Consider the following 26989-nt stretch of genomic DNA (forward strand, 5'->3'; position numbering starts at 1 on the left):
ACCACTCACAGGTAGGTTTTGATCAAATCGATCAGTTCGTCAGGGCCCACTGGCTTTGCGAGCGTTCTGTCTGCACCCACTGTCATCGCGGTCGAGATTGCGTGGTATTGATCCTGCACGAATGAGCCGCTGATAGCGATCACGGGGGCCGGATGATGGCGCACTTGCTTGAGCGCTGAAATCAGCTTGATCCCGCCATCCTGCACAAACTTGCCATCCTGCTTGATGAGTAGATCAGAAATGACGAGATCAACGTCATTGTCGTCAATGAATTCAAGAGCGCTTGTTGCATCAGTGTGCAACGAGACACGATAGCCCGCATCTTCCAAAGACATCTGAAGAAGAGGACCGAAATCCGGATCATCCTCCAGAATCATAATTACTGGCGTTTTGTCCTTTGCCATGTGCTCCGGCTTACCCCGTGTTTGATCCCAATCGCCAAAACTGCGCTCTCTCGATAGCTGCTCCATGACCTTATTCCAATGCTCGATACGTGAGACCTTGGGACTGGATTCCGAAATCCTGTCAGGCATCACTCGAAACGAAATGCTTCTGTTATGATCACGGCGCTGATGATCGCGTCTTAATACGGGAAAACCACTAGTCGTGCTGGCTGATGTCGATCGCGTTATTGTGGCGATCAAGCTTGATCGAGCACTCTTCTAATCTGGTAAGATGTAATACCTGGCCCCGATGGCTTCGGCAAAAGCGGCGCGATCACTTCGCCCATTTCCTCATCGGTGAAGCCCGTATATCCCGACATGTAGAGGATTGGGATTTCAGGTAGGATTTCGCGCGCCTGGCGGGCCAGTTCAAATCCGCCAATTCCGCCGGGCATCACAACATCGGTAAGAATGAGATCAGGTTTCGCGCCGTCTTGAAGCAGTTCCAGCGCTTCTTGCCCGGAGGACGTCTCAATCACCTTGTAGTTCAGCTCTTTCAGCACTTCGCTGAGCTGGTCGAGCAGAAACTCTTCGTCTTCTGCGACAAGGATCGTTTCACCATTGCCATAGGTGAGGGGAGCGGTTGGCAACGGCTCTTCCTTGCCGGTCTCTTTGGAGCCACGAGGGAGGTAAAGCTTGATCGATGTTCCTTCGCCTTCTTCGGTGTAGATGCGCAAATCTCCACTCGATTGCTGTACAAATCCGTACACCATCGAGAGGCCGAGGCCCGTGCCCGAATTGACGCCCTTGGTCGTAAAGAACGGATCGAGTGCTCGAGACGCGACTTCCTTGGTCATACCCGGCCCATTGTCTGACACGGCAATCTCGACAAATCGCTGAACCCGGTCAGGCCGTTCTTCCAAACCGTCTTCATCGGTGGGGATCAACGGCACCTGGTCGAGCGTACCAACCAAATCAACGGGCAGTTCTTCGAGTGTGCGCGAATCTATCCGGATCAAATTGCCTTTGTTGTGCTGCATGATCGCATCGCGGCTGTTGAGGATGAGGTTGAGCAGCGCATTTTGCAGCTGGCCGGAATCGCAGAACACCATTTCTTCAGGTTCAGGTTCGGCAAACACGATCTCGATTGAAGCTTCCAATGCGGGTTCGACCAGTTCCTTCAGCTCCGAATAGATATCGCTCACTTTGTGGGCGGAGGCCCGCGCGGGCTGTTTCTTGGCAAAAGCCAAAAGCCTGCTTGTCAGTTCAGATCCTCTGGTGATCGACTTAAGCGCTGCCTCAGTCGATCGCTTTCCGCGGTCGCTCAGTTCCTCTCGGCGGATGAGTTCGAGCGCGTACTGCATGGTGTTGAGCAGATTGTTGAAGTCATGTGCAATGCCGCCCGTGAGCTGACCCAAGGCATCAAGCCGCGATTGGCGCTCAATATGCTGACGATTGCGTTCGGCCTCTGAAACGTCATCAAGCACCACGACCGTTTTAAGCGGTGATGCATCACTGCGTACCAATGACGATGTGACCCGGACATAGCGGCTGTCGCTCGATGAAGCAGTCGTCATTAGGTGAACCTCGCCGCCGATCTTTTGTCCTACCAAGGCCCGAGCAATGGGATCGTGTGAGGATTCAAGCGGCTGCATATCTGCAGGGTCAAGAAAGGTGATCTCTTCCGGCCAGTCGAAAGGGGGATCCTTCTTCCCGCCAGAAATCATCTGACGCCCCGCATTATTGATCATCAACACCTGGCGCTGATCATTCAATCCGATGATCGCGCCGGAAACAGTATCGAACACGGTGTTGAGCAACGCGATGGAGACCTCGTTGGCCTTGCGCGTCTCGACCAGTTCAGTGATGTCTCTGCCGATGCCGAGCACAAAGCGCGCACCTGCTTCGTCTTCGAATCGAGCTTTCTTGGTGAACAAGATGCGCCGCTCGCCAGAGGGGAATTGAATGCTCTCTTCCGTTTCGGAAAAGCCGGTTTCCAATGCCTTGCGGTCTTGTTCGAGAAATTCGTCGCGCTCGTTATCTTCGTATTGTTCGAGGGTCGTTGTGCCGATCACCGATGCGCGCTGATCTTCGGGATAGAATTTCAAAAAGTTTTCGTTCGCTTCAACAATGCGAAACTCTTCGTCCTTAACGAAAACCGCATCGGGAATGTGATCGAGCACCAGGCTCTGGAACTGCAGGGCAGATTTCAGTTTTTCTTCGGCTGCCCGCGACGCTGTCACATCATGCGCAATGCCAAGGATAAACGGCGTGCCGTTTGCGTTTTCAAACCGGATTTTCTTGGATTGAAAGGTGCGTGTGCTCTGACCGGCGACCGTGATGTGCTCAACGGCCTCGGACTTGCCCTTTGCGAATGCTTCGCGGTCTGCGGCAAGATAGACTTCTACCTCATCAGGAGCGATATCTTCAGCCCCAGTGGTGCCGAGTATTTCAGCGCGTGATTTGTTCGGGAAGACATCAAAAAAGGCTGGATTGCCTTTGATGTGGCGGAATTCCTGGTCCTTCACGAACACGACATCAGGGATGTTCTCGAGGATCAGTTCGAGAAAATCTCGCGCGTCCTCAACTGTCATCGCCTCGGTTATTGCCGCAAAATCGGGATGCGATGTTTCCCCAGCGCTTGCATCTTTGCTCAATCGACCCACTCCGCTGCAAAGAACGCATCGAATTTGTACGATGCATACGTAACTGCGCGTAGCGAAATCTCAGTTTTCTGAGTATTCGCTACAAAGTAGAGACCGCGCTGACAGATTTATTGGCGATTGTTAAGGATGAAATTCATCTGACGCCAGCGTAAAGCTGTCGAACTTGCGTTTCAAAACCGAGGATATCTCAAAATTTGGGTGCTTTCTTGGGTCGCTTATACTTCCGGCAAAGTTGCACTGATTACAGCGACAGGCATTTCAGACATTGAATTTGAACAGCATGACATCGCCGTCCTGCACCAGATATTCCTTGCCTTCTTGCCGTAGTTTGCCCGCCTCACGCGCAGGGCCTTCGCCGCCGAGTTCGACATAGTCGTCATAAGCAATCGTCTCGGCCCGGATAAAGCCGCGTTCGAAATCGGTATGAATCTCGCCCGCTGCCTGCGGAGCTTTCGCGCCCTTGGGAAAAGTCCATGCGCGCGATTCCTTGGGTCCCGCGGTGAAGAACGTCTGCAAGCCCAAGAGCTCGTAACCTGCACGGATCACGCGAGTGAGGCCGCTTTCTTTCAGGCCCAGTTCGACTAGATACTCCGCACGATCTTCGAGCGGCATCGCGACAAGCTCAGCTTCGATTGCAGCCGATACCACGACTGCCTGCGCGCCCTCAGCTTCGGCCTTTGCAAAAACTTTCGCTGATAATTCATTGCCCTCTGCAGCATCTTCTTCAGCGACATTGCAGACGTAAAGAACAGGCTTCGCTGTCAGCAATTGGGCCTGCGCAAACATGCGCGCTTCCTCATCATCTTTCGGCTCGGTTAGGCGCGCGGGCTTGCCGTCCTTCAAAAGGTCGAGCGCCTGGCCCAGAACGCTTGCAAGGATTTTCGCTTCCTTGTCGCCTCCGGTCGCGCGCTTTTGCGCGTTGGGAACCCTTTTCTCGAGGCTTTCGAGATCAGCCAGCATCAGCTCGGTTTCTACCACTTCAGCATCGGCAAGCGGATCGACTTTGTTGGCGACATGCTGGATGTCATCGTCTTCAAAGCAGCGCAAAACGTGCACAATCGCGTCAACTTCGCGGATATTGCCAAGAAACTGGTTGCCCAAGCCTTCGCCCTGGCTCGCCCCCTGAACGAGACCGGCAATATCGACAAAACCAAGCTGCGTTGCGATGACCTTCGCGCTTTTCGCAATCCCCGCAATCTTGTCGAGCCTGTCATCGGGAACGGCAACCTGCCCGACATTCGGTTCAATCGTGCAGAAGGGGTAATTGGCTGCTTGCGCCGCCTGCGTTTCGGTGAGCGCGTTAAACAGCGTTGATTTGCCGACATTGGGCAAACCCACAATTCCGCAGCGAAAGCCCATGGCTTTATCCTTAAACTGGTGTTCGGTGTTGATGTATGGGGCGCCAGCTATCAGCTAGACAGACGCCCAACTCTACGAACCCGCTCCATTGAGAGTTGAGCGCAAAAGGTCAAGGTTTGCGGGTGATCGGGAAGGAAAGGGACGGGCTTGGGCGCAAGCAACAAAAAAAGGGCGCGCCTCGCGACCACTAAAGCGAGACACGCCCCTTAGGCAACAACTGCGCAAAGTTGCTCAGTAAAACCCTCTTTCGCCGCTCTTGGCGGTTTCAGCATTTTCAGCTTCGGCAGGAATATCAGCTGCGCGGACAGGCATCGCAGCAAGCGCGGCTGCGAAAACCGTCAGAATTGCTGGCATCAGATATTCCTTACGCATTGTCCCCCCGGACGGTCAGCCAAGCCGACGAATTAATCTTTGTTAGCTTCATCGGCGTGTCGCCGCCACTCGGAAGCCCTGTAGCGTTTTGCTCTGTATCTTTCTGGGGCAGTTTACCCGCGACCAGAGCGGAAACAGTCAGCGAGGATCAGCCGAAGCAAGCGTCGTAATCTCGTCGGACGCATCATCTTGAGCACCGAATACTTCGCTGCGGTCCGGGAAAATCGTCATCCCGATGACCATGACGGTGAAGATCGCTGGAAGAATGAATTGCCGGCTCATGTTAACGAACACCCCTGTCTCAAAAGTCTTGTCGAAACTGGATAATGGTTTCGGTCAGTTGGGCATTGTAGATAAGCGGCGATATGGCCTGAGTCCCGCAGGAAACCGGGGGTGTACCGCTTCGGATCAGGTTTTTGAGAGTGGTTATGGCGATTAACCATAAGGCGATTATGGTTAACGCGGGTCAGCCGTTTGGCAGGCTCAATTCAGCCTTGCTGCCGTAGTGCAATATCGCTCATAAAACGGGCCGGATCGCCATTGGCGAGCCATTCTGCCTCGGCACCGATTGCGCCCAGCATGGTGGCGAGATCGTCCTGTTCATCCTTTGCGTAATTGCCGAGCACATGGCCCGTCACTCGGTCCTTGTGGCCCGGATGCCCGATACCGATCCGTACCCGCTGGAAATCTGAGCCAAGATGCTTGTCAATCGAGCGCAGGCCGTTGTGGCCTGCTGTCCCGCCGCCCTGTTTGACCTTCACCTTGAACGGGGCAAGATCAAGCTCATCGTGAAAGACGGTAAGCGCATCCATCTCAAGCTTGTAGAACCGCATAGCCTCGCCAACGCTGCGGCCGCTTTCGTTCATAAATGTGGCAGGCTTTAGGAGCAGGATTTTGGAATTGCCGATACGCCCTTCTTGGACCCAGCCCTGAAATTTCTTTTGCACCGGGCCAAACCCATGCATTTCGGCAAGGACATCTAGTGCCATAAATCCGATATTGTGCCGGTGAAGCGCATAGCGCGGTCCGGGATTTCCAAGGCCAACCCAAATTCGCATGCAGGGCCTCTAGCGTTCCGCCTTCAAAAACAAAACACCGGACCTCTTTCGAAGCCCGGTGCCTTGGTGATTGCGTTGAAAGAAGAGCTTATTCGCTCTTGTCGTCCTGTTCCTCCGCAGCGTCGGCATCTTCGCCTTGTTCTGTTGCTGGAACTGCATCTGCATCGACGTCCTCGTCTTCTGCGCCTTCTTCTTCGCTCTTCTTGAGAGCGGACGGAGCAACGAGGGTTGCGATGGTGTAGTCACGATCAGTGATCGCGCTTTCGCTGCCATCGGGCAGGCTGACTTCGGAAATGTGGATCGAATCGCCCACTTCCTTGCCGGTCACGTCAATCTCAATCTCGGTCGGGATCTTGTCTGCGGCGCAGATAAGATCAAGCTCGTGACGGACCACGTTGAGAACGCCGCCTTTTTTCAGACCGGGCGATGCGTCTTCGTTGAGGAAGATAACGGGGATCTGAACTTCGACCTTGGCGTCTTTCGACAGGCGAAGAAAATCGACATGCGTTGGACGGTCAGTGACCGGGTGCAGAGCCACATCTTTTGGCAGAGTGCGAACCTTGTCGCCGCCCAGTTCAATCTGGACGATCGAGTTCATGAAGTGGCCGGTGTTGAGCTGCTTGATCAGCTCCTTGGCCTCGACGTGGATAGTCGTTGGTTCTTCCTTGCCGCCATAAATAACAGCGGGGACCCGACCTTCGCGGCGAAGTGCACGGGAGGCTCCCTTGCCAGCCCGTTCGCGCGCTTCGGCGGGCAGAGTAAGAGCGTCGCTCATAGTTCATGCCTTTCGAATGCATTGTGTACAGTATTGTCTTCCAGCGCGCCGCCTCCAGGGATGACCAGCAGCTGGGAAGCGGCGCACATAGCGGGGATGGGCAAAAACGCAAGCTCTTCTTCGGTGCTGCGCGCGCGAAGCGAGATCAGCGGACGCGTTCTACCCGATAACCGCGTTTCTCCAGCATGGCAGGCATTCCATCAGGACCGACCAGATGGGCAGCCCCTACTGCCACCAACGGTCTATCTTCCTCATCGAGGGCGGAGGTTAGAATATCAGTCCATTCTTCGTTGCGTTCGATAAGTAGTGCGTCGCGTAACTCGGCATCCGCCATGATGCCGGTGGTGGTTGCCTCCTCAAGCACGGTGACATCGCCCGTAAGCCATGCATTGCGAAGCCGCGCGCGCTCATCCTCTGCCGTTTTTGTCTCAGAGATAACGCCTTCCAAGAGATCGCGTTGATCGGCGATCGGCAAGGCGTCGAATATCCCGAGCTGCTTTTCAGCGCCTTCAAATTCAACAATCTCGCGGTCGGAAAAATCCGAAATCACCACCTGATCTACACCGTATGTCGGGTCTCCTTGCGCGCCGACTTGAGAAAGCATCAGCGCCGCCGCCCAGGTTTCGATTTTGTCGAAATCATCCATGGAAAAAGCCGACTCTTCGAGCAAATCGTCGAGGGCAGGGCGATGCTCGCGGCCCACTCTTTCCCACAGCTTGGGAAGGTTTTCTGAGCGCGAAAGCCTCGCGAGCACTTCAGCAACCGCTTGCCGATCGTTCAGATTGGCCACCTCGACCATTAGCACATCGGCATCAACTATGACGTTATCGATCGTCGACGTGCGCCAATCAGTGTCTTTGGGGAGAGCATGGATGGTGCCGAGCATCCAACCTTCGATCTCGCCATCCGCGTTTGTGATCTCGAATACGAGCGGGTTGGGTTCTGGCGCGTCTGCTGGCGTATCCGGGCTATCACCGCATGCGCTGAGGATGAGCGAGAACAGCCCGATTGCTAATCCAGCGCGTAGTTTTCCCAATTTCCCCATTGTGCCCGCTTGGGTCGGTTATTGAAGACGCTCGGTCTCAATCCCGCGCTCTTCGAGGTAATCCTGAACGCTCTTTTCGCCCGCAAAGTGCAGCGCGCCCGCAGCGATCAAGACGGTGCCAGGCGTATCAAGGCGCTCTTCAATCCAACCAGCCCATGCTGAGTTGCGATTGTAGAGAAGACGCTCAGCAAGGATCGGGTTTGCTTCAAAGCTGTCATTCATTAGGTCGGCGAGCTCGTCGACCTTTCCATCCGCCCAAAGGGAGACGAGCTTGTTGAGTAGCTCGATGCCCTCAAGCGGGTCTTCGGTGCTCTCGATCAGAAATGCGAGCTGCGCTTCGATCGGCATTTCGTCGAACGCTGCAAGCTGGCTCTCCAACGTCTCCAACGCCGCACGACCCACATCGGGGCCCACCTTATCTTCGAGCACCATCTCGACACCCTTTTCAGGTGTAAAACCCGATGCCTGCGCGACAATCTGTGTCATCGCGAGCGATGCAAACCAAGGCTCCATCGTATCGAATGCGGCAGCCGGAATGTTGAGCTTTGCCAAACCCGCTTCGTAAGTTGCGCGCTGCTCATCGCTCATCAGGCCGCGAAGCGTTTCACCTTCGGGGAGAGTGCCCAATTCGCCCATCAACGCGCCTGCAGCCGCCATTTTCTCTGGCGTCATGTCAATCTCGGTCACGAGAGTATCGGCGCTGTCGAGCGCTTCCTTGATGTCACCCGCGTACCATTCGACATCGCTTGGAAGCATGTGCACGGTGCCCAGGATATAGATGGTCGTATCCTCATCGGCGACCTGCCACATAGCTGGCGTGACCGCTTCGACTGCCGCCTCGGGCGCTTCAACCGTTTCAGCGGCCTCTGGCTCAGCGTGGTGATCGGCAAGGGCGGGGCTGGCTGAGAGAAGGGCAAAGCTGGTAGCAGTGGCAGTGAGGATTGAACGCAATTTCATCAAAAATCTCCTTGCGGATCAAAATAGATGCAGCCGTGCCAAGGTCAAATTGAAAAGCGCATGAACAACTGATTTTTGCACGCCTTCGCGCCGCGCCAACGCACAGCCATGCTGCACTGCGGCATTGACGGCTTTCCGGGCATCCGCCAAAGCGCCCTCCCATGAGTTTAGAGCCTGATTTCAAACCTCAGACGCGCAATCCGAAGGCGTCTTTTCAGGATTTGATCCTGACGCTTCACGATTTTTGGGCGGCACAGGGCTGTGTGATCCTTCAACCCTATGACATGCGCATGGGGGCAGGTACTTTTCACACCGCGACTACCCTGCGCGCATTGGGCCCCGAGCCATGGAACGCGGCATTCGTTCAGCCATGTCGCAGGCCAACCGATGGCCGCTATGGTGAGAACCCCAATCGTTTGCAGCATTATTATCAGTATCAGGTCATCCTGAAGCCTTCTCCGGCGGACATACAGGAGCTTTATCTCGGCAGCCTGAAAGCCATCGGAATTGATCCGCTGCGCCACGATATCCGCTTTGTCGAAGATGACTGGGAATCGCCCACGCTTGGCGCTTGGGGCCTTGGCTGGGAAGTGTGGTGTGATGGGATGGAAGTCACCCAATTCACCTATTTCCAGCAAATGGGCGGCTTTGATTGCAAACCTGTCGCGGGTGAGCTGACTTACGGGCTCGAACGGCTCGCAATGTACGTTCAGAACGTCGACAATGTCTACGATCTCGCCTTCAACGATCGCGGCGTGAGCTATGGCGAAGTTTTCCTTGAGAACGAACGCCAGATGTCGAAATGGAATTTCGAGGTTGCTGACACCGATGGCCTGTTCGAACTTTTCACCAAGGCAGAGGCTGAATGCCGGAATGCCTTGGAAAATGAAGTTCCTATCGCTGCCTATGAACAAGCAGTCGAAGCGAGCCACATCTTCAACCTATTGCAAGCTCGCGGCGTAATCAGCGTACAGGAACGCGCGAGCTATATGGGCCGGGTGCGCGATCTCGCGCGGTCGTCGTGTGAGACATATGCCAAGCAAATGGCGCCTCAATGGGCGGAGCAATATCCGGAATGGAGCCTCGTCTGATGGCGGATTTCCTGCTCGAATTGCGCTCTGAAGAAATCCCTGCGCGCATGCAAAAAGGCGCGCGCGGAGAGCTTGAAAAGCTGTTCCGCCGCGAAATGGATGCGGCAGGTGTTGCGGTGGGCGATCTTACCATCTGGTCCACCCCGCGACGGTTGGCACTGATTGCGCGCGATCTTCCGACCGAGACCGAGGCAGTGCGCGAAGAAGCCAAAGGCCCTCCTATTGGTGCCCCGGATCAGGCAGTGGACGGATTCTGCCGCAAGAATGGTGTGACGCGCGGACAGTTGCAAACGCGTGACGTAAAAGGCCGGGCGACGTATTTTGCCGTGATTGAGAAGCCCGGACAAGCGGTTGCCGATCTGCTCGCCGCAGCGATCCCGGTGATTATTCGCGATTTCTCTTGGCCTAAATCCATGCGCTGGGGCGATGCGTCGATCAGCAGTGAAAGCACGCGCTGGGTGCGGCCTTTGTCAGGCATTGTCGCGCTGCTCGATGGCGAACTCGTGCCATGCGTCACCGATGGCCTCGCCAGTGGGCGCGTGACCATCGGCCACCGTTTCCACTCCACAGGCGAGATCGAGATCGCGGGCGCGGATGATTACGCTGATATACTGCGTGAAGCTTGCGTCATCGTAGATCACGAAGAGCGCTCGGGTATTATCCGCGAAGGCGCTCGCAAAGCCGCGAAAGCTGCGGGCGTTACCGTCGTAGAGGACGAAGGACTTGTCGTTGAAAACGCAGGCCTCACCGAATGGCCCGTGCCGCTGCTGGGCCGATTTGACGAAGCGTTCTTGGATGTGCCGCCCGAGGTGATCCAGCTCACCGCACGAGTAAACCAGAAATATTTCGTGTGCGAAGAACGCACGCCCAATGGCACAACGCGCCTTGCCAACGCCTTTATCTGCACCGCCAACATCGCCGCAGAAGACCCTGCCGTGGTGGTCGATGGAAACCGCAAGGTCCTCGCCGCGAGGCTCGCCGACGCGCGCTTTTTCTGGGAGCTTGATCAGAAGAACACCCTCGCCAGCCATGCTGAGGGGCTGGAGCGGATTACGTTTCATGAGAAGCTGGGTACAGTGGCCGACAAGGTCGACCGGGTGGCTAAGCTGGCAAGTTGGCTCGTATTTGATGCGAAGGCACCGAACGGCGATCATAATCTGACAAGGCGAGCGGCTGAGCTCAGCAAGGCTGATCTTGTTACAGAAATGGTTGGCGAGTTTCCCGAACTACAGGGGCTCATGGGCGGGTATTACGCGCAGAAGGAAGGACTACCGACGGAAGTATCCGATGCAATCCGCGACCACTACAAACCTGTAGGGCAGGGTGATGACGTGCCCACAGCTCCCACAACGGTCGCTGTCAGTCTGGCGGATAAGCTCGATAATCTGTTGAGTTTCTTCAAAATTGATATCCTGCCAACCGGCTCAAAAGACCCTTTTGCACTTCGGCGAGCCGCGCTGGGATACATTCGCCTCATCCAAGAAAACTCGCTGAAGTTGTCCTTGGATGAAGTAGTACACGCCTGGGACAGTCAACCAAACACTGCCTTGGCCGAAAAACTCGCTGAGTTTCTGCACGATCGTCTGGCGGTTCAATTGCGCGATCAGGGTGTCAGATACGATTTTGTAGCTGCCTCCCAGACTTGGGCCAGCGGTCCCGATTTGCGAATTGACCGGGTGGAGGCGCGCGCAAGGTCGCTTGCAGCCTTTCTCGAAACCGACGATGGGTCGAATCTCCTCGCAGGCTACAAACGCGCGGCCAACATTCTCAAAAAAGAGGAGTGGCAGGGTGGGGAATACCCGTCTGGTAAAGACCTTTCCTACACTCCGGAACCGAGCGAAAAGGCGTTGATCGATGCGCTCGATGCAGCGGCTCCGAAAGCTGCGTCTGCCGTAGAAGCGGAAGACTTCGAAGCAGCCATGGCGGCTCTCGCCACTTTGCGCGCGCCGATTGATGCGTTCTTTGACAATGTGATCGTGAATGACCCAGACGCGGACAAGCGCGCTGCACGTCTTGCCTTGCTCGCGCGATTCCGCGATGCGGTGCACCAAGTTGCTGATTTTAGCCGGATAGAAGGGTGAAAAAGGCCTCTGATCCCCTGTCCGTCACCCCAAGAAATTCCATGTAAAATATAATAACAACAATAGCTTGAGGTCGTGAGTTGTAGGTGACAGGGTGTCACCTTTGTCACCTTAGTAGGAAATAAAATGTCCGAAAAAACGGTCTACCCATTCGGCGGAAGCGCCAGCCACGATGATACCCGGCAAAAGGACAAAGAGGTAACTGGCGGCAAAGGCGCAAACCTTGCCGAAATGGCGAGCATCGGGCTGCCTGTACCTCCCGGCTTTACCATCACGACCGAAGAATGCGTGCGCTATCTGCAGGAAGGTGCTGACTTTTCAGATGGTTTACGAAGTGACGTCGCCAAGGCGCTGACGCATATCGAAAGCGCGGTGGGCAAGTCATTCGGAGACAGCGCCGATCCGCTACTGGTTTCGGTTCGCTCGGGCGCTCGGGTGTCGATGCCGGGCATGATGGATACCGTGCTGAACCTTGGCCTGAATGACGCAACGGTCGAAGGGCTCGCGACAACGTCGGGTGATGAGAGGTTCGCTTGGGACAGTTATCGCCGCTTTATCCAGATGTATTCGGACGTGGTGCTTGGCCTTGACCACGGCCTGTTCGAAGAAGCGCTCGAAATCGCGAAGGAAGACAATGGCTTCTACGCCGACACCGAATTGTCGGCCGATGACTGGAAGACGCTGGTTGGCGAATTCAAATCCATCGTAGAGCAGGAATGGGGCAAGCCTTTTCCGCAGGATGTGAACGAACAGCTTTGGGGAGCTATCCGGGCGGTGTTTGACAGCTGGGATAGCGACCGCGCGAAAGTGTACCGCCGCTTGAACGATATCCCCGCCGATTGGGGCACAGCCGTCAATGTGCAGGCCATGGTGTTCGGCAATATGGGCGAGACAAGCGCCACCGGCGTAGCCTTCACACGCGATCCTGCGACAGGGGAGCGCGCGTATTATGGCGAATACCTCATCAATGCGCAGGGCGAAGACGTGGTGGCCGGCATCCGCACGCCGCAGTACCTGACCAAGGTTGCGCGGGAAAACGCAGGGGCAAAACCGCTCTCCATGGAAGAGGCAATGCCCGATGCCTACGGCGAATTAGCCCGAGTATTTGACCTACTCGAAAACCACTACCGCGATATGCAGGATATCGAATTCACAGTGGAACGCGGCAAATTGTGGATGCTGCAAACCCGTTCGGGCAAGCGGACGGCGAAAGCGGCGCTGAAAATGGCGGTGGAGATGGTGGGCGAGGGACTCATCACCAAGGAAGAAGCGGTTGCGCGGGTCGATCCAATGGCGCTCGATCAGCTGCTCCACCCCACGCTTGATCCTGATGCAGAGCGTAGCGTTCTCACCACCGGCCTTCCAGCATCTCCGGGCGCTGCCTCCGGTAAGATTGTGCTCGATGCCGATACTGCCGAAGTGTTTGCGTCGCGAGGGGACAAGGTCATCCTGGTGAGGGTCGAAACCAGCCCAGAGGACATTCACGGCATGCATGCTGCGCAGGGAATCCTCACAGCACGCGGAGGCATGACGTCGCACGCGGCGGTTGTTGCGCGCGGGATGGGACGGCCTTGCGTTTCTGGCGCAAGCGGCGTTTCAATCGACCGCGCCGGACGCACGCTGCGCATCGGCTCGCAGGAGCTGAAAGAGGGCGACGAGATTACGCTCGATGGGGCGAATGGTCAGGTGATGCTGGGTATTGTCCCGACAGTCGATCCGGAGCTCGCTGGTGATTTCGGGACCCTGATGGAATGGGCTGATGCGCTGCGCCGAATGCGCGTTCGCACCAACGCCGAAACTCCTGACGACTGCCGGATGGCGCGTCAATTCGGTGCAGAGGGTATTGGTCTTTGCCGGACCGAGCATATGTTTTTCGACGCCCGCCGTATTCGAGCGGTGCGGCAGATGATTCTGGCAGAAGATGAAAAGACCCGGCTATCAGCGCTCGATCAGTTACTGCCTGAACAGCGCGGAGATTTCGCAGCGATATTTGAAGTGATGGCAGGTCTTCCGTGCACGATCCGTCTCTTGGACCCACCGCTGCATGAATTCCTTCCCCACAATGATGAAGACTTTGAAGATCTCGCTGACGCGACTGGCTTGGGTGTCGATCACCTGAAACGCCGCGCGGATGAGCTCCATGAGTTCAACCCAATGCTTGGCCATCGTGGATGCCGATTGGGAATCACTTTCCCAGAAATCTACGAAATGCAGGCCCGTGCGATTTTCGAAGCCGCTTGCGCGGTGCAGAAATCAAGCGGGGAGGCTCCTCTACCGGAGATTATGATCCCGCTGGTCGCAACTCGAAAGGAGCTGGCAATCCTTCGCGCTCTTGTCGATCGCGTGGCCAAAACCGTGTTCGAAGAGCAAGGTACAGAAGTCGCCTATCTCGTCGGCACCATGATCGAATTGCCGCGCGCCGCCCTCATGGCAGGTGAAATCGCGGAAGAAGGCGAGTTCTTCAGCTTCGGCACGAACGATCTTACACAAACCACGCTGGGCGTATCCCGCGATGATTCCGCCAAATTCTTGGCGCCCTATGTCGATAAAGGCATTTTCGCCCGCGATCCTTTTGTGAGCCTCGATGTCGAAGGAGTAGGGCAGTTGGTCGACATGGCTGCGGAAAGCGGACGCGTCACACGACCTGATATCAAGCTCGGAATTTGCGGAGAGCATGGCGGAGATCCGGCAAGCATTGCGTTCTGCGAAGAAGTGAACCTCGATTATGTCAGCGCATCACCTTACCGCGTACCTATTGCGAGACTGGCAGCAGCACAGGCGGCTTTGGCGGCGGATTGAGTGCGGTAAGGGCTTTCCTACCGCCATCCGGTAAGGGCAAGGATCTCAAACCTTTCTGCCACCTTGCCATCGGCATCCCGCCGGGTCTCGAAGGCTTCGCGTGCCCGTTCAAGCCCGCGTCGCGAGAGAGGCGGCGGCCTGTCTGCCAGGATGCCGGTTAGTGCCTGTTCTCGCAGATCTGCAACCATTCTTTCGAAGCTGGAGAATCGAACCGTGAGTGTCCTACTATCGACCACCTGTTTGCTGAAACCGGCGCGTGCGAGGAGCGCGGATGCCGCCTGATTGTCGATTTGAGGATGGATACGTGCAGCAGGCCTGTCACCGTCGGCCGCCAGCATGATTTCGCGAAGGGTCGGAAGGCTACCAGCGCCGAGGATTTGAGCGAACATGATGCCGCCTTCGCTAAGAGCGTGACGAATATGGAGGAGCGCCCCGGGAACATCGTTCAAAGTGCTCAAGGTGCGCATTGCGAAAATGTAATCGGCGGGTTGGATGGGCCAGATTTGTTCCTCGTCGAAGGCTCCGAGATCGGTTGAAACGACATCGAAACCGCGCTTGCTCAATTCGGTATTGAGGCTGGCGGAAACATGCCCAAGCGTGCGCGCGCTGCCCGCAGAAAGGTTCATGAAATCAATGCGATCAAGAAAGTCCTCGATCATATCCCCGTCAAGCCAATTGGCCGATCCCCCTCGCTGACGAAGGGCTTTTGCGCGACGATAACGAAGCAAACGGGTACTCTGATCGAAGATATGGGGAACCGTTGCGGATGGCATGACGCAGGCCCTGCCGCGCTTGCTTGGGATGTGCAAGCCATGCAGTCGCCAAAACCATGGGCGTTGGGACAAAAATTGTCGAAGGACTGCAGCCGCTGGTCGATCTCGTATATCCGCCGCGATGCCCCGCCTGTGGAGAAGCAGTCGCCAGCCAAGGCGGTTTGTGCCTCAATTGCTGGAGTGGGATAGTCTCACCGGAAGGTCATGATATCGCGGAAAACGGAGAGTCTATCGGCGAAAAGAGCGTGATCGCGGCGACGCTCTATAATGACATCTCGCGTAAGCTCATCTTGAATTTCAAGCATGGCGGCAAGACATCGCTCGCCAAACTCCTTGGGCAGATGATGGCGTCGAAGCTGCCTCTCGCAAATGGTGATCATTCGCCGCTGATTGTTCCCGTGCCTTTGCACCGGACACGGCTCTGGCAGCGCGGATACAATCAGGCGGCCTTGTTGGCCCGTGACCTATCGAACCGTCATCGCGGAGAATTGCTTGTCGATGGCCTCGTCCGCACGAAACGAACGCCGTCCTTGGGAGGGCTTGGCAAAAAAGAGCGTCGTGCAGCTTTGAATGGATCAATCGCAATCAGGAAATCACGCGCTACAAGACTTCAAGATCGTCGCATCCTGCTTGTTGACGATGTGCTTACGAGTGGCGCCACAAGCGATGCATGCATTGCGGCGCTCAAATCGGGCGGCGCGCGTTCTGTACAGCTCGTGTGCTTCGCGCGTGTTGTGGACTGAGTGAGCTTGGCGTTGCGCGATTGAAGAACCTAATTCGCAGATCAGGCACCCGAGAAAACACAACGCCCGAGGCCTAGAAGGCCCCGGGCGCCACGTGACGAAATAAAATGGATCCGCTTCGAAAGCTAAGATGGCGACCCCCTAACTTCGCCATCAGGACCCTATCTCTCATCGTTCAACCAAACGCGCTAACACCCCGCTGTCAGCTGCTGTCTGGTCACCCCCTGAACCTGACCAACTGGTCGTTGTTCGGTGATGCCCCATGTTGTTCCAAACAAGCGCTGTAATCGAAAGGTCAAATATCCAGCCTGTCCGATTTTGGATCGCCTGTGTGGTGATCGTGCAACAAATTGTCGCACGCTGAACTCCACTGGACGCAAATTGGAAAGAGATTAAGGAAGACGCATGAGATCGCAAAAACTGTCGACAGTCGAGAAGGCTCGAGAATGACACAAAGCAATGAAATCACGAAGGAAGCGCGCGAAGAAGGAAGCGCCTTTCTGCCAATGTTTGACGCGCAGGGTCTCTTAACAGCCGTCGTGATCGACACAAAAACCAAGGAAGTTCTGGTCGTCGCTTTCATGAACGATGCCTCATTGCGGTTAACGCTCGAAACCGGCGAAGTTCACTTCTGGTCGCGATCCAGAGCCCGTCTGTGGAAGAAGGGCGAGACCTCTGGGAATGTGCTCAAAGTTGTCGAGATTCGAGTCGATTGCGATCAAGATGCGCTCGTCATCTTTGCAGAACCCGCTGGTCCAACTTGCCATACGGGCAGACCTTCTTGCTTCTATCGCCAAGTCAATTCCTCGGATGAAGGCACCCCAACTCTCGTGAAGGTAAAGACTTGACGCTCACGTAAAGGGAAGGTAGAGAGGCTGCATGGCTACTGCATCTCTCCAATCGAACGCTGGCGATCCGTCTACGCAGGACGAACAACGCCAGAACCGAGCTCACCTTGATACGCCAGACGCGCAAGAACGTGAGCAGTTTTCAATCTCCGACCTGACCGGCGAATTTGGATGCACCGCTCGCGCATTGCGCTTTTATGAGGATGAAGGGCTAATTAGTCCCGCTCGTGTTGGACTTACGAGAGTGTATTCAAAACGTGACCGTGCGCGGCTCGCATGGATCATGCGCGCCAAGAATGTAGGATTCAGCCTCACTGAAATCCGCGAGATGATCGACCTCTACGATCTCGATGACGGCCGTGTAGAGCAACGCCGCGTTACGATCGAAAAGTGCAGGGCGCATATCGCGAAGTTGAAAGCGCAACGAGCCGATATTGAATCATCCATCAAAGAATTATCGCAGTTTGTGACTGAGATCGAACAGCTCGATCTGGGCTAGTCCTTGCAGCGTAAAGAACTAACAGAACAACCAACTCACGAAGGGATCTTGTGATGCCAACTTATACCGCTCCAACACGCGACACGCGTTTCATAATCAATGAAATGCTTGACCTTGCAAGCTACGGCAATCTGCCGGGTTTCGAGAATGCGACGCCTGACATGATTGATGCAGTCATCAGCGAGGCTGGCAAATTCTGTTCTGAGGTTTTGGCACCACTCAACCAAGTTGGTGACGAGCAAGGTTGCACGCGCCACGAAGACGGTAGCGTCACGACCCCCGACGGCTTCAAAGAGGCATACGAGCAAATGGTGGAAGGTGGCTGGACCACTTTGACCGGCGCTGAAGAGTTCGGCGGGCAGGGCCTTCCACACGTCATGGGCTTCGCTTTTGAAGAGTACATGGGCACTGCCAACCAGGCATTCGCCATGTATCCAGGCCTGACCGGCGGCGCTGCAGCAGCTCTAGCAGCGGCCGGTAGCCAAGAGCAGAAAGAGATGTATCTGCCCAAGATGATCTCTGGTGAGTGGTCTGGCACGATGAACCTGACAGAGCCGCATTGCGGCACCGATCTTGGCATGATTCGCACAAAAGCGGAGCCACAGGCGGATGGTTCTTATGCGGTTACTGGCACGAAGATCTTCATTTCTGCAGGTGAACATGACCTTACCAGCAACATTATCCACCTTGTTCTTGCGAAAACACCGGGCGCGCCGGACAGCTCGAAAGGCATCTCGCTTTTCGTCGTCCCCAAATTCATTCTCGATGAAAATGGTGAACCGGGTGAGCGCAATGGTGTTTCGTGTGGCTCGATTGAGAAGAAGATGGGCATCCACGGCAATTCCACCTGCGTTCTCAACTACGACGGTGCCAAAGGCTGGCTAATCGGCGAAGAGAACAAAGGTCTTGCCGCTATGTTCGTCATGATGAATGCGGCGCGTCTTGGTGTCGGGATTCAGGGTCTCGCACAAGCTGAGGTCGCATACCAAAACGCTGTCACCTATGCGCTGGATCGTCGCCAGGGCAGGGCGCTTACTGGTCCTGCTGATAAGGACGCAAAGGCTGACCCTATCTTTGTTCACCCCGATGTTCGCCGTATGCTCATGGATGCAAAAGCCTTCAACGAAGGCATGCGTGCACTGTGCCTCTGGGGAGCGCTTCAGGTGGATCTGAGCCACAAAGCGCAAACCGAAGAAGAGCGCCAGCTCGCTGATGACCTGATTGGTCTAATGACGCCTGTCATCAAGGGTTATGGCACTGACAAGGGCTATGACATCGCGAACAACATGCAGCAGGTCTATGGCGGGCATGGCTACGTCAAGGAATGGGGCATGGAGCAATTCGTGCGCGATAGCCGGATTGCGATGATCTACGAAGGCACCAATGGCGTTCAGGCTATGGACCTTTGCGGACGTAAGCTGGCTTCCAATGGCGGCCGCGCGGTTCAGGCTTACTTTGCCGCGGTTGAGGAAGAAATCTCCTCCGCGAAGCAAATAGAGGGTCTGTCTGAAATGGCCGAGAAGGTGGAAAAGGCGCTTGGCGAGCAGAAAGCAGCAACCGGCTGGTTTATGCAGAACGCGATGGCCAACCCGAACCACCTCGGCGCCGGTGCGCACCATTACATGCACATCATGGGCATTGTGACCCTTGGCTTTATGTGGCTCAAGATGGCGAAAGTGGCCAAGGCTGCTCTCGAAGCTTCGCCAGAAGATGCCGCTTATTACGAGGCAAAGCTGACGACCGCTGCATACTACACTGAGCGGTACTTGCCGGACGCCGGTGCGCTTCGTCGCAAGCTTGAAGCGGGTAGCGACAACATGATGGCTCTTCCTGAAGAGGCATTTGCCACCGCTGCATAAAAGCAATCCAGAACAGTCTCTCATAAAGCTCGGCAGGTTTTCGCCTGCCGGGCTTTTTCTTTGCCTTCATGTCTGATTCGTCGACTAAGTACATTCGGGAAGGAGGCTAAAGCGCTTTCTCCATCCTGCCACATTGCAAATTCTGCGTAGATAACCCCGCGGCGAAACTAGCACTCATCCAAGATGTAGGAAAATCGTCTGCGTCCACTGCCGTCGGCTGGCTTGTGTAAATCCGGAGCCTCTCCTAGCGTCGCCTCAGAAGACCCACGGGGCGAGAGGAGAATACATGCGCGCTTGGACGTTCAGCCTGACAGCAGCCGCGGTCGGCTTTACCGCACCCACCACCGTCACCGCACAAGAATACGACGCCACCATCACCCGCACGACCTATGGCATCGCCCATATCGAGGCGGATAACTGGCGGAGCGTCGGGTACGGCGTCGCATATGCGTATGCGGAGGACAATATCTGCATGCTGGCTGAAGAATTCGCGACCGTCGCAGGAACGCGATCGCTCCATTTCGGCCCCGAGGGCAAGAATGTCCTAGGCTTCCGCGAGATGGACAATGTCTCGTCCGATGTCTTCTATCGCAGCCAAATGGACTTGAAGGTTCTGCGAGAAAATGCGCAAAACCAAAGCAGCGAAACTCGTCAGCTTTTTGAAGGGTATATCGCTGGATACAACCGCTTCCTGCGAGATGCTGGCGAAGATGGCCTTCCTGAAGAATGCCGCGGCAAAGCCTGGGTAAAACCTCTCACGTATGACGATGTGCTGCGGCTTAACGAAAAGCAGATGCTGCTTGCCAGCTCTCTCGCTCTTGCAGGCGGGATCGCAAACGCCGCGCCTCCAGGAGAACCGCAAGCAGCGCTTGATCTAACGTTCCCAGCCAAGGATGAGCCGACGTTTGGCAGCAATGGTTGGGCCTTTGGCAGCGAAGCAACGGCAGATGGAAGAGGCCTCATCATCGGCAATCCCCATTTCCCATGGGAAGGGCCGTCACGGTTCTGGCAAATGCACGTACGCGGGCCGGACGGGTACGATGTGATGGGCGTCGGCATCGCGGGCACTCCAATTCCAACGCTCGGCTTTAACAAGGATATTGCGTGGACGCACACAGTCACTGCGGCCCGGCACTTCACCGTCTATGCACTGCAATTGTCGCCCACCGATCCAACCACCTACATGGTCGATGGCGAGCCGGTAAAAATGGAAGCGCGCACAATCAGCGTGCCTGTGCCCGATGGCGCGGAGCCAATCACTCGCACGCTCTATTCCACTCAGTTCGGCCCCGTCATCACCTTGCCGGGAAGCGGTGTTGAATGGTCTAAACAGCTCGCCTTCGCCTTGCGCGATGCCAATTCGGGCAATCAACGCGCGCTTGATGCTTGGCTTGGAATAGGCCGCGCGAGAAATGTGGGCGAAATTGAGGATGCCGTAAGCGACACACTCGGCATCCCATGGGTGAACACAATCGCAGCGGACCGTGAGGGCAATGCGCTCCATGCTGACATCACTGTCGTTCCTAATGTGACCAAGGAACTAATACAGGTCTGCTCGACACCATTTACAGCGATGGTGGCTAGCCAAGTGACACTGCTCGATGGATCGCGAAAAGACTGCGATTGGAAAACACGCGAGACAACCGCGCCTTATCCAGGCCTGTTGCCCGCCGAGAGCCAAGCATCGCGCACGCGCCGCGATTATGTGACCAATTCCAATGACAGTTACTGGCTGAGCCATGCAGGCGAGCCATACCGCGAATTGTCACCAATCTTGGGAGAGTACCGCAAGGCACTCAGTCTTCGCACACGGTCCAATTTCAAGGAAACCGAAAATAGCCTTGCGGAAGCTAATATGGATCATGAACGCGCCAAGGCGCTAACGTTTGGCAATAAGAGCCTGGCAGCTGACATGGTCGTTGATGATGCCTTGGGCATGTGCACGAGCTTTGCCCGCGTTGCAGATGCTTGCTCTGCGCTCGCTCAATGGGATCGCCAGTTTGAGGCTGATAGCCGCGGTGCTTATCTGTTCGTGAAGTTCTGGAACAAGGTCCGTAACCGCTCCGATCTTTGGGAAGTGCCGTTTGATCCTGAAGACCCACTCAATACGCCTAGCGGCTATGTTAAAGGGCAGGGTAACTTCTTGGGGATCTCGGACGCGCTGAAGGAGGCAGCAGAGGAGATAAAGGCCGCAAGCATCGCTCTCGACGCGCCGTGGGGCGAAGTTCAAGTGCGTCTTGCAGGCGATGATCGCATCGCCATCCACGGAGGACCGGGAACCGCTGGCGTGCTCAACATGCAACGATCACGCCCGATTGAAGGCGGTCTGACCCCAGTTCATGGATCAAGCTACATCCAGATCGTGAGCTTTGATGAAGATGGCCCAATCGCCGAAGCAATCCTCAGCTATTCGCAATCCACCAATCCCGCATCGCCGCACTATGCCGACCAGACGCGGGCCTATGCAGAACAGAATTGGCACCGACTACCATTCAGTGATGACGAGATTGCAGCTGCGCGAATTGGGGAGCCAATTAGGCTAACGGAATGATACGAATCTGATCGTCATCTTCGCGTAGGAGCGAATAACACTACAAGGCTAAGTGTTTACTCAACCGGCAGGAAGTCTGGCACCGAAAGATATCGCTCTCCGGTGTCGTAGTTGAAGCCGATGATCCGCGCACCAGCGTCCAAATCAGGAAGCTTTTTCGCAATCGCAGCCAGTGTTGCTCCAGATGAGATACCGATCAGCATGCCTTCTTCAGCCGCGGCCCTGCGAGCCATTTCCTTTGCATCGTCGGCATTTACCGCGACCGCACCGTCAATCGCGTTGGTATGGAGGTTGTCAGGGATAAAGCCTGCACCAATGCCTTGGATCGGATGGGGGCCGGGTTCGCCGCCGCCGATCACGGGCGATGCTTCGGGTTCAACGGCATAGGCCTTGAAATCGCTCCAATGCTTTTTGAGTTCCTCCGCGCAGCCAGTCAGATGTCCGCCTGTGCCTACGCCGGTTATCATCACGTCGATTGGGCTTTCTGCAAAGTCTTCAAGGATTTCCTTGGCGGTCGTGCGCGCGTGGACTGCTGGGTTTGCGCCGTTTTCAAACTGGCTTGGCATCCAGGCGCCCGATGTGCTCTCGACAATCTCCGTTGCGCGTTCGATGGCGCCTTTCATGCCCTTTTCCTTTGGCGTCAGATCAAAGGTTGCGCCATATGCGAGCATCAGACGGCGACGCTCAATCGACATGCTTTCTGGCATCACGAGGACGAGCTTGTAGCCTTTCACCGCTGCAACCATGGCAAGGCCGATGCCCGTATTGCCGCTGGTGGGTTCCACAATAGTGCCTCCGGGCGCGAGTTTGCCGGAGCTTTCCGCATCCTCAATCATAGCAAGCGCGATGCGATCCTTGATTGATCCGCCGGGATTGGACCGCTCTGATTTGAGCCAGACTTCGTGATTTGGGAACAGCCGCGACAGGCGGATATGTGGAGTGTTGCCGATTGTCTCGAGTATGTTGGCGGCTTTCATATCATGCTCCCTTGGGTGATGTTTGACGTTCTTCTAGCAGGTCTGGCGGAGGATCGAAGGTTTTCGTTGTCCTCAATACGGGGAATATTCGGCTCCACATCAATACGGTTACAATAGCGCCGACACCTCCAGCAACGAGGGCTGCAACCGGACCAATCGCAAAGGCAAGTGCGCCAGAAAATGCATCGCCGCCTTCGTTTGAAGCACTGATTGTCATCATGGAGACCGACGAGACACGGCCGCGTTTTTCATCCGGGGTGTGCAGCTGGATCAATGATTGGCGCACGTAGACGCTGAACATATCGGCTGCGCCTATGATGAACAGCATGGCTAGGCTCAGCAGCATTATCTTGGAAAACGCGAAGACAATGGTCGCAAGGCCAAAGACGAACACCGCGCCCAGCATTTTGGGGCCGACATTGGTGCGAAGTGGTCGGAAAGAGAAGTAGGCGGCGATAAGGCTCGCCCCGATGCCTGGCGCCATTGCCAGTTGTGCAAGGCCGGTGGAGCCGACTTGCAATATGTCACGCGCAAATACCGGCAGCAGTGCGTTGGCACCGGCGAGGAAAACTGCAAATAAATCAAGCGTGATTGCACCCAGAACCATCTTGTTGCGGCCGACATAGCGCATGCCGTCAACAATCTGCCCGATCGGTCGCTGGTCTTTGCGCAAGGCAGGCTGCGGGACTTTGCCCACAAGACTGAGAGCTATGAACCCAACGGCGAACAACCCTGCTGAAACACTGTAAGTGAGCGATGGAGTAATCGAATAGAGATACCCTCCCATGGCCGCGCCAAGGATTGAGCCGACCTGCCACCCGACAGTCGACAAGGCGATGGCGGTGGGAAGCAAGCTCTTGGGCACAAGGTTGGGAGCAAGGGCCGATAGAGCAGGGCCAGCAAAGCCGCGCGCAATTCCCAGCACAACGGCGACCGCGTAAAGAACTGGCAGCGTCATTGTCTCAGCCGCAGTGAACCACCATAGAACGCCCGCACAGCTGAATTGGAGAACAATGGTGAGCGAACCGATGCTTCTCCGATCAAACCTGTCCGCCGCAAGTCCCGTAAATGGCGTCAGTACGAACAGCGGCAAGAATTGCAGCAAGCCAATCAGAGCCAGTTGACCTGATGCCTCTGCAATCGACATTCCCGCTTCGCGCGACAGATTGTAAACCTGCCATCCGATGATAAGGATCATCGCATATTGGCCCAACGTCATCGCAAAACGCGACGTCAGGTAGGCACGAAAATTGTGAACCTGGATCGGATGGGTTGGGGCTCGCGTACTCACTCACGGCCCCATGGCATTCAGCTAGCGCTCTGCCAAGCTGATGATGAAGTTCGTCGCGAGGTTTAGCGGCGGCGCTTGAGGCGCGGATTAGGCTGCAGTGCGTCCACTATGGTCATGAAATCATCGAGGCGGATGATGCGCTCAAATTGAAATCCCGCGCGCTCGTCCTTCGTCCACATCACATAGGCTTCGATCCGGCCAACAATAGGCAGGCGAATAATGATACGATCACCGCGATTAAGTGTGTGCGCATCATCGACCATAAAGCCATGCGCAGACATGTTGCACACATGCAGGCTCAAATCGCCATGCGTATGGTGCTCCACAATTACAGGAAAATCGACCGGATGGCGGGCCGCCCGGCGCAGGTCCGTGATGTTCAAATTAGCTCCGGCAGACACAGCGCCCCTACCTCCGTAATAAGTTCTTGAACTGACAAATGCATGCAAAAGGCTGATATTTGGTAAAGTCGCTGGGACACTTTTGATTGCGGTCACCGCAATTGACCGCGGGCTTTGATGATTGAAACTATTGGATAACGAGCCCGTGTTTCTTTTTACCAAGGCTAATGCGGATCGGTTCATCGCCAGCCACGGTCACCAGGAGGCCGGCATCAATCACTGTTTTTCCGTCCAGTTTCACCGCGCCTTCGGCCAGCTTGCGCTTGGCCTCACCATTTGAAGATGTGAAGCCAATCTCTGTCAAAACAAGACCGATACGCTTCCCTTCAGGGCCAACACTGATCGTAGGCAGGTCTTCTCCCGCGCCGCTGCCAGCAAATGTTTCAAGCGCGGTTGCTTCTGCAGCTTTGGCAGCGTCATCCCCGCGCACCATAGCAGTTACCGCGTTGGCGAGCACTGTCTTGGCTTCGTTAATCTCGGCACCTTCCAGCGCTTCCAGTCTTGCAATCTCATCAAGCGGTATATCGGTAAACAGTCGCAAGAACCGTCCAACATCCCGATCATCGGTGTTGCGCCAGTACTGCCAGAAATCGTAAGCTGGCAGAGCGTCTTCATTGAGCCAAACAGCGCCCGCAGCCGTTTTGCCCATCTTGCCACCATCTGCGGTGGTGAGAAGCGGCGTTGTCAGGCCAAACAAATCACGACCCTCTAGCCGGCGCCCGAGCTCCATCCCGTTTACGATGTTTCCCCACTGATCACTGCCGCCCATCTGCAGTCTGCAATCATAGCGCCGCGCAAGCTCGACGAAATCGTAGGCCTGAAGAATCATGTAATTGAATTCGAGAAAAGTCAGCGGCTGCTCTCGATCCAGCCTTAGGCGCACGGAATCGAAGGTGAGCATCCGATTGATCGTGAAATGCGGGCCAACATCTCGCAGCAGATCGACATAGCCGAGTTGGGAAAGCCACTCGTCATTGTTCACCATAATGGCGTCGGTTGGGCCATCGCCAAATGTGAGCAGTTTTTCGAACACCGTGCGGATGCTGGCGATATTCTGATCAATAATCTCAGGGGTCAGCATTTGGCGGCTTTCATCCTTGCCCGAAGGATCGCCAATCTTCGTAGTACCGCCGCCCATCACGACAATCGGCTTATGCCCTGTTTGCTGAAGCCGGCGCAGCATCATGATCTGCACCAGACTGCCAACATGGAGACTGGGAGCAGTCGCATCAAAGCCGATATATCCCGGCACGATCTGCTTCGCGGCAAGCTCATCAAGAGCGCCAGGATCGGTTATTTGATGGATGTAGCCGCGTTCATCGAGCAAACGGAGCAGATCGGATTCGTAAGCCTGTGTCATAGGGCGACGCGCTTAACAGCGAGGCGAGCGTGGGGGAAGTGACTTGCCGATCTGATCCGCATTCGCGATAGGGGCGCCATGCAACCCCTCATGCTTCATCACACATGTGATCTTGGCCCGATAAGGGCTGTAACTGCCGCACTTACTCCCACGACGAATGGTTGCGAGGCGGAGTTTCGCCTTGATGGCCGGATCGCGGGCATCAAGGTTCCAGCGCACGCGCCGGCAGAGCGGATGGATGATCTTTGGAAAACCACCTGCTTTGAGATTTTCTGGCAGCCTGTGGGCGGTGCTGACTACCGAGAATTCAATTTGTCCCCGTCAACACGCTGGGCCGCTTACAATTTCGGCAGCTTTCGCGAAGGGATGCGCAATGCGCCGGTGGATGCAATCTCGGTGTCCTGTTCAGATTCGGATGACGAGCTAATTTTGAAAGCCAGCATCACTGCCGAATTGCCTTCTCCAGCGCAGGTCGCGCTCAATGCGATCGTCGAACATGCTGATGGCGGAATGCAGTATTGGGCACTCGCATTTGGTCCTGGTAAGCCGGAATTCCATTCCGAAGCGTGCCGCCAGATGATTGTCGAGCGTTAAGCCTCGGCAGCGTCTTTGCCAAACGGCCCATTTAGCTTCACCACACCGTAATTGATCGCCTGCGCAAAGCACGTCCACGCCAAGTATGGCGCGATAAGCCAAGCGGCGAACTCAGATATTGGGGCGAGCATGTAAATCAGTGCTGCACATGAGGCGATGAGCGCAAAGTTTTCGATAAATGACCAATCGGGTCGCTGAAACTTGAAGAACAGTGGCGACCACAGAAAATGCAGCACCGCATTGATGCCAAAAGCAATCGCGACCGCATTGTACTGCCCAGCATTGGCAGCTTCGGTGAGCCCGATATAGAGCGCCCAACCTGCAAGCCCGAGGATAATCGTCCATGCTGGTGCAAACGCCCAACCGGGCGGCTGAAACCACGGTTTTTCAAGCGAATGATACCAATCGCTCAGATCGGTTAGCAGGCCTCCGGCAGCGTTAAGCCCAATTCCATAGAGCAGCGCAAAGGTCAGGGCAGTGTAGTCCATATCAAGTTAAGCGATTGGC

24 protein-coding genes are annotated in these 26989 nt (G+C 55.7%); 9 read left to right on the forward strand and 15 right to left on the reverse strand.

Annotation, left to right across the window (positions count from 1 at the left end; genetic code table 11):
* Positions 1–5 precede the first annotated feature (5 nt).
* From AUC45_RS01945 to AUC45_RS01975, 9 genes are all read right to left on the reverse strand, one after another.
* Positions 6–533 (reverse strand): response regulator, encoded by a 528-nt coding sequence (locus tag AUC45_RS01945; protein WP_082700915.1) that lies wholly within the window; start codon positions 531–533, stop codon positions 6–8.
* A gap of 107 nt (positions 534–640) precedes the next feature.
* Entirely contained in the window at positions 641–3040 is a 2400-nt protein-coding gene (locus AUC45_RS01950; protein WP_067597377.1) for a PAS domain-containing protein, read from the reverse strand.
* Between the two features lie 267 nt (positions 3041–3307).
* Positions 3308–4408: a redox-regulated ATPase YchF gene (gene ychF, locus AUC45_RS01955; RefSeq protein WP_067597380.1), complete on the reverse strand. Its 1101-nt coding sequence runs from the start codon at positions 4406–4408 to the stop codon at positions 3308–3310.
* Positions 4409–4639: 231 nt separating this feature from the next.
* The gene (locus AUC45_RS16070) at positions 4640–4762 is read right to left on the reverse strand and encodes a hypothetical protein (protein ID WP_255356277.1); all 123 of its coding nucleotides are present in this window, start codon (positions 4760–4762) and stop codon (positions 4640–4642) included.
* Positions 4763–4918: 156 nt separating this feature from the next.
* Positions 4919–5062, reverse strand: a complete 144-nt coding sequence (locus AUC45_RS15660) for a hypothetical protein (RefSeq protein WP_156423715.1) — start codon at positions 5060–5062, stop codon at positions 4919–4921.
* Positions 5063–5268: 206 nt separating this feature from the next.
* Positions 5269–5838: an aminoacyl-tRNA hydrolase gene (pth, locus tag AUC45_RS01960; protein WP_067597383.1), complete on the reverse strand. Its 570-nt coding sequence runs from the start codon at positions 5836–5838 to the stop codon at positions 5269–5271.
* Positions 5839–5926: 88 nt separating this feature from the next.
* On the reverse strand, positions 5927–6613 hold the full coding sequence (locus tag AUC45_RS01965; RefSeq protein WP_067597386.1) for a 50S ribosomal protein L25/general stress protein Ctc: 687 nt from the start codon (positions 6611–6613) through the stop codon (positions 5927–5929).
* A 145-nt stretch (positions 6614–6758) separates the two neighbouring features.
* Complete coding sequence (locus AUC45_RS01970) at positions 6759–7658, reverse strand: TraB/GumN family protein (RefSeq protein ID WP_067597388.1); 900 nt, start codon at positions 7656–7658, stop codon at positions 6759–6761.
* Positions 7659–7676: 18 nt separating this feature from the next.
* A complete protein-coding gene (locus AUC45_RS01975; protein WP_067597391.1) occupies positions 7677–8615 on the reverse strand; it encodes a TraB/GumN family protein in 939 nt (312 codons plus the stop codon).
* Positions 8616–8776: 161 nt separating this feature from the next.
* Between AUC45_RS01975 and AUC45_RS01980 the strand changes: the two genes are divergently transcribed.
* The 3 genes from AUC45_RS01980 (at position 8777) to ppdK (ending at position 14586) form a co-directional block, all read left to right on the forward strand.
* Positions 8777–9706 (forward strand): glycine--tRNA ligase subunit alpha, encoded by a 930-nt coding sequence (locus AUC45_RS01980; RefSeq protein ID WP_067597393.1) that lies wholly within the window; start codon positions 8777–8779, stop codon positions 9704–9706.
* Complete coding sequence (gene glyS / locus AUC45_RS01985; RefSeq protein ID WP_067597396.1) at positions 9706–11787, forward strand: glycine--tRNA ligase subunit beta; 2082 nt, start codon at positions 9706–9708, stop codon at positions 11785–11787. The genes AUC45_RS01980 and glyS overlap by 1 nt, the downstream gene beginning before the upstream one ends.
* 126 nt (positions 11788–11913) lie before the next feature.
* Entirely contained in the window at positions 11914–14586 is a 2673-nt protein-coding gene (gene ppdK / locus AUC45_RS01990) for a pyruvate, phosphate dikinase (protein WP_067597399.1), read from the forward strand.
* A 17-nt stretch (positions 14587–14603) separates the two neighbouring features.
* Here ppdK and AUC45_RS01995 read toward each other — a convergent pair whose 3' ends face one another.
* Positions 14604–15359: a hypothetical protein gene (locus tag AUC45_RS01995; RefSeq protein ID WP_067597402.1), complete on the reverse strand. Its 756-nt coding sequence runs from the start codon at positions 15357–15359 to the stop codon at positions 14604–14606.
* 56 nt (positions 15360–15415) lie between these two features.
* Here AUC45_RS01995 and AUC45_RS02000 point away from each other — a divergent pair, with 56 nt between their 5' ends.
* The 5 genes from AUC45_RS02000 (at position 15416) to AUC45_RS02020 (ending at position 21859) form a co-directional block, all read left to right on the forward strand.
* Positions 15416–16102, forward strand: coding sequence for a ComF family protein (locus AUC45_RS02000; RefSeq protein ID WP_067597405.1), 687 nt, complete (start codon positions 15416–15418; stop codon positions 16100–16102).
* A gap of 446 nt (positions 16103–16548) precedes the next feature.
* On the forward strand, positions 16549–16950 hold the full coding sequence (hisI, locus tag AUC45_RS02005; protein WP_067597408.1) for a phosphoribosyl-AMP cyclohydrolase: 402 nt from the start codon (positions 16549–16551) through the stop codon (positions 16948–16950).
* A gap of 31 nt (positions 16951–16981) precedes the next feature.
* Positions 16982–17449 carry a MerR family DNA-binding transcriptional regulator gene (locus tag AUC45_RS02010; RefSeq protein WP_067597411.1) on the forward strand — a complete coding sequence of 156 codons (468 nt, stop codon included), beginning with the start codon at positions 16982–16984 and terminating at the stop codon, positions 17447–17449.
* A gap of 53 nt (positions 17450–17502) precedes the next feature.
* Positions 17503–19308 carry an acyl-CoA dehydrogenase C-terminal domain-containing protein gene (locus AUC45_RS02015; protein ID WP_067597414.1) on the forward strand — a complete coding sequence of 602 codons (1806 nt, stop codon included), beginning with the start codon at positions 17503–17505 and terminating at the stop codon, positions 19306–19308.
* A 286-nt stretch (positions 19309–19594) separates the two neighbouring features.
* Positions 19595–21859: a penicillin acylase family protein gene (locus AUC45_RS02020; protein ID WP_067597417.1), complete on the forward strand. Its 2265-nt coding sequence runs from the start codon at positions 19595–19597 to the stop codon at positions 21857–21859.
* Positions 21860–21915: 56 nt separating this feature from the next.
* Here AUC45_RS02020 and cysK read toward each other — a convergent pair whose 3' ends face one another.
* The 4 genes from cysK to tyrS all read right to left on the reverse strand — a co-directional run bounded on the left by cysK (position 21916) and on the right by tyrS (position 25888).
* Entirely contained in the window at positions 21916–22836 is a 921-nt protein-coding gene (gene cysK / locus AUC45_RS02025) for a cysteine synthase A (RefSeq protein WP_067597420.1), read from the reverse strand.
* A gap of 1 nt (position 22837) precedes the next feature.
* On the reverse strand, positions 22838–24055 hold the full coding sequence (locus tag AUC45_RS02030) for an MFS transporter (RefSeq protein WP_233998527.1): 1218 nt from the start codon (positions 24053–24055) through the stop codon (positions 22838–22840).
* Positions 24056–24189: 134 nt separating this feature from the next.
* Positions 24190–24528 (reverse strand): PilZ domain-containing protein, encoded by a 339-nt coding sequence (locus AUC45_RS15825; protein WP_067597427.1) that lies wholly within the window; start codon positions 24526–24528, stop codon positions 24190–24192.
* A gap of 127 nt (positions 24529–24655) precedes the next feature.
* The gene (gene tyrS / locus AUC45_RS02040) at positions 24656–25888 is read right to left on the reverse strand and encodes a tyrosine--tRNA ligase (protein ID WP_067597430.1); all 1233 of its coding nucleotides are present in this window, start codon (positions 25886–25888) and stop codon (positions 24656–24658) included.
* A 78-nt stretch (positions 25889–25966) separates the two neighbouring features.
* Here tyrS and AUC45_RS02045 point away from each other — a divergent pair, with 78 nt between their 5' ends.
* Positions 25967–26482: a hypothetical protein gene (locus AUC45_RS02045; protein ID WP_067597433.1), complete on the forward strand. Its 516-nt coding sequence runs from the start codon at positions 25967–25969 to the stop codon at positions 26480–26482.
* Here AUC45_RS02045 and AUC45_RS02050 read toward each other — a convergent pair.
* Complete coding sequence (locus tag AUC45_RS02050; RefSeq protein WP_067597436.1) at positions 26479–26970, reverse strand: TspO/MBR family protein; 492 nt, start codon at positions 26968–26970, stop codon at positions 26479–26481. The genes AUC45_RS02045 and AUC45_RS02050 overlap by 4 nt on opposite strands.
* Between the last annotated feature and the right edge of the window lie 19 nt (positions 26971–26989).

Source organism: Erythrobacter sp. YT30 (assembly GCF_001542875.1).
GTDB lineage: Bacteria > Pseudomonadota > Alphaproteobacteria > Sphingomonadales > Sphingomonadaceae > Erythrobacter.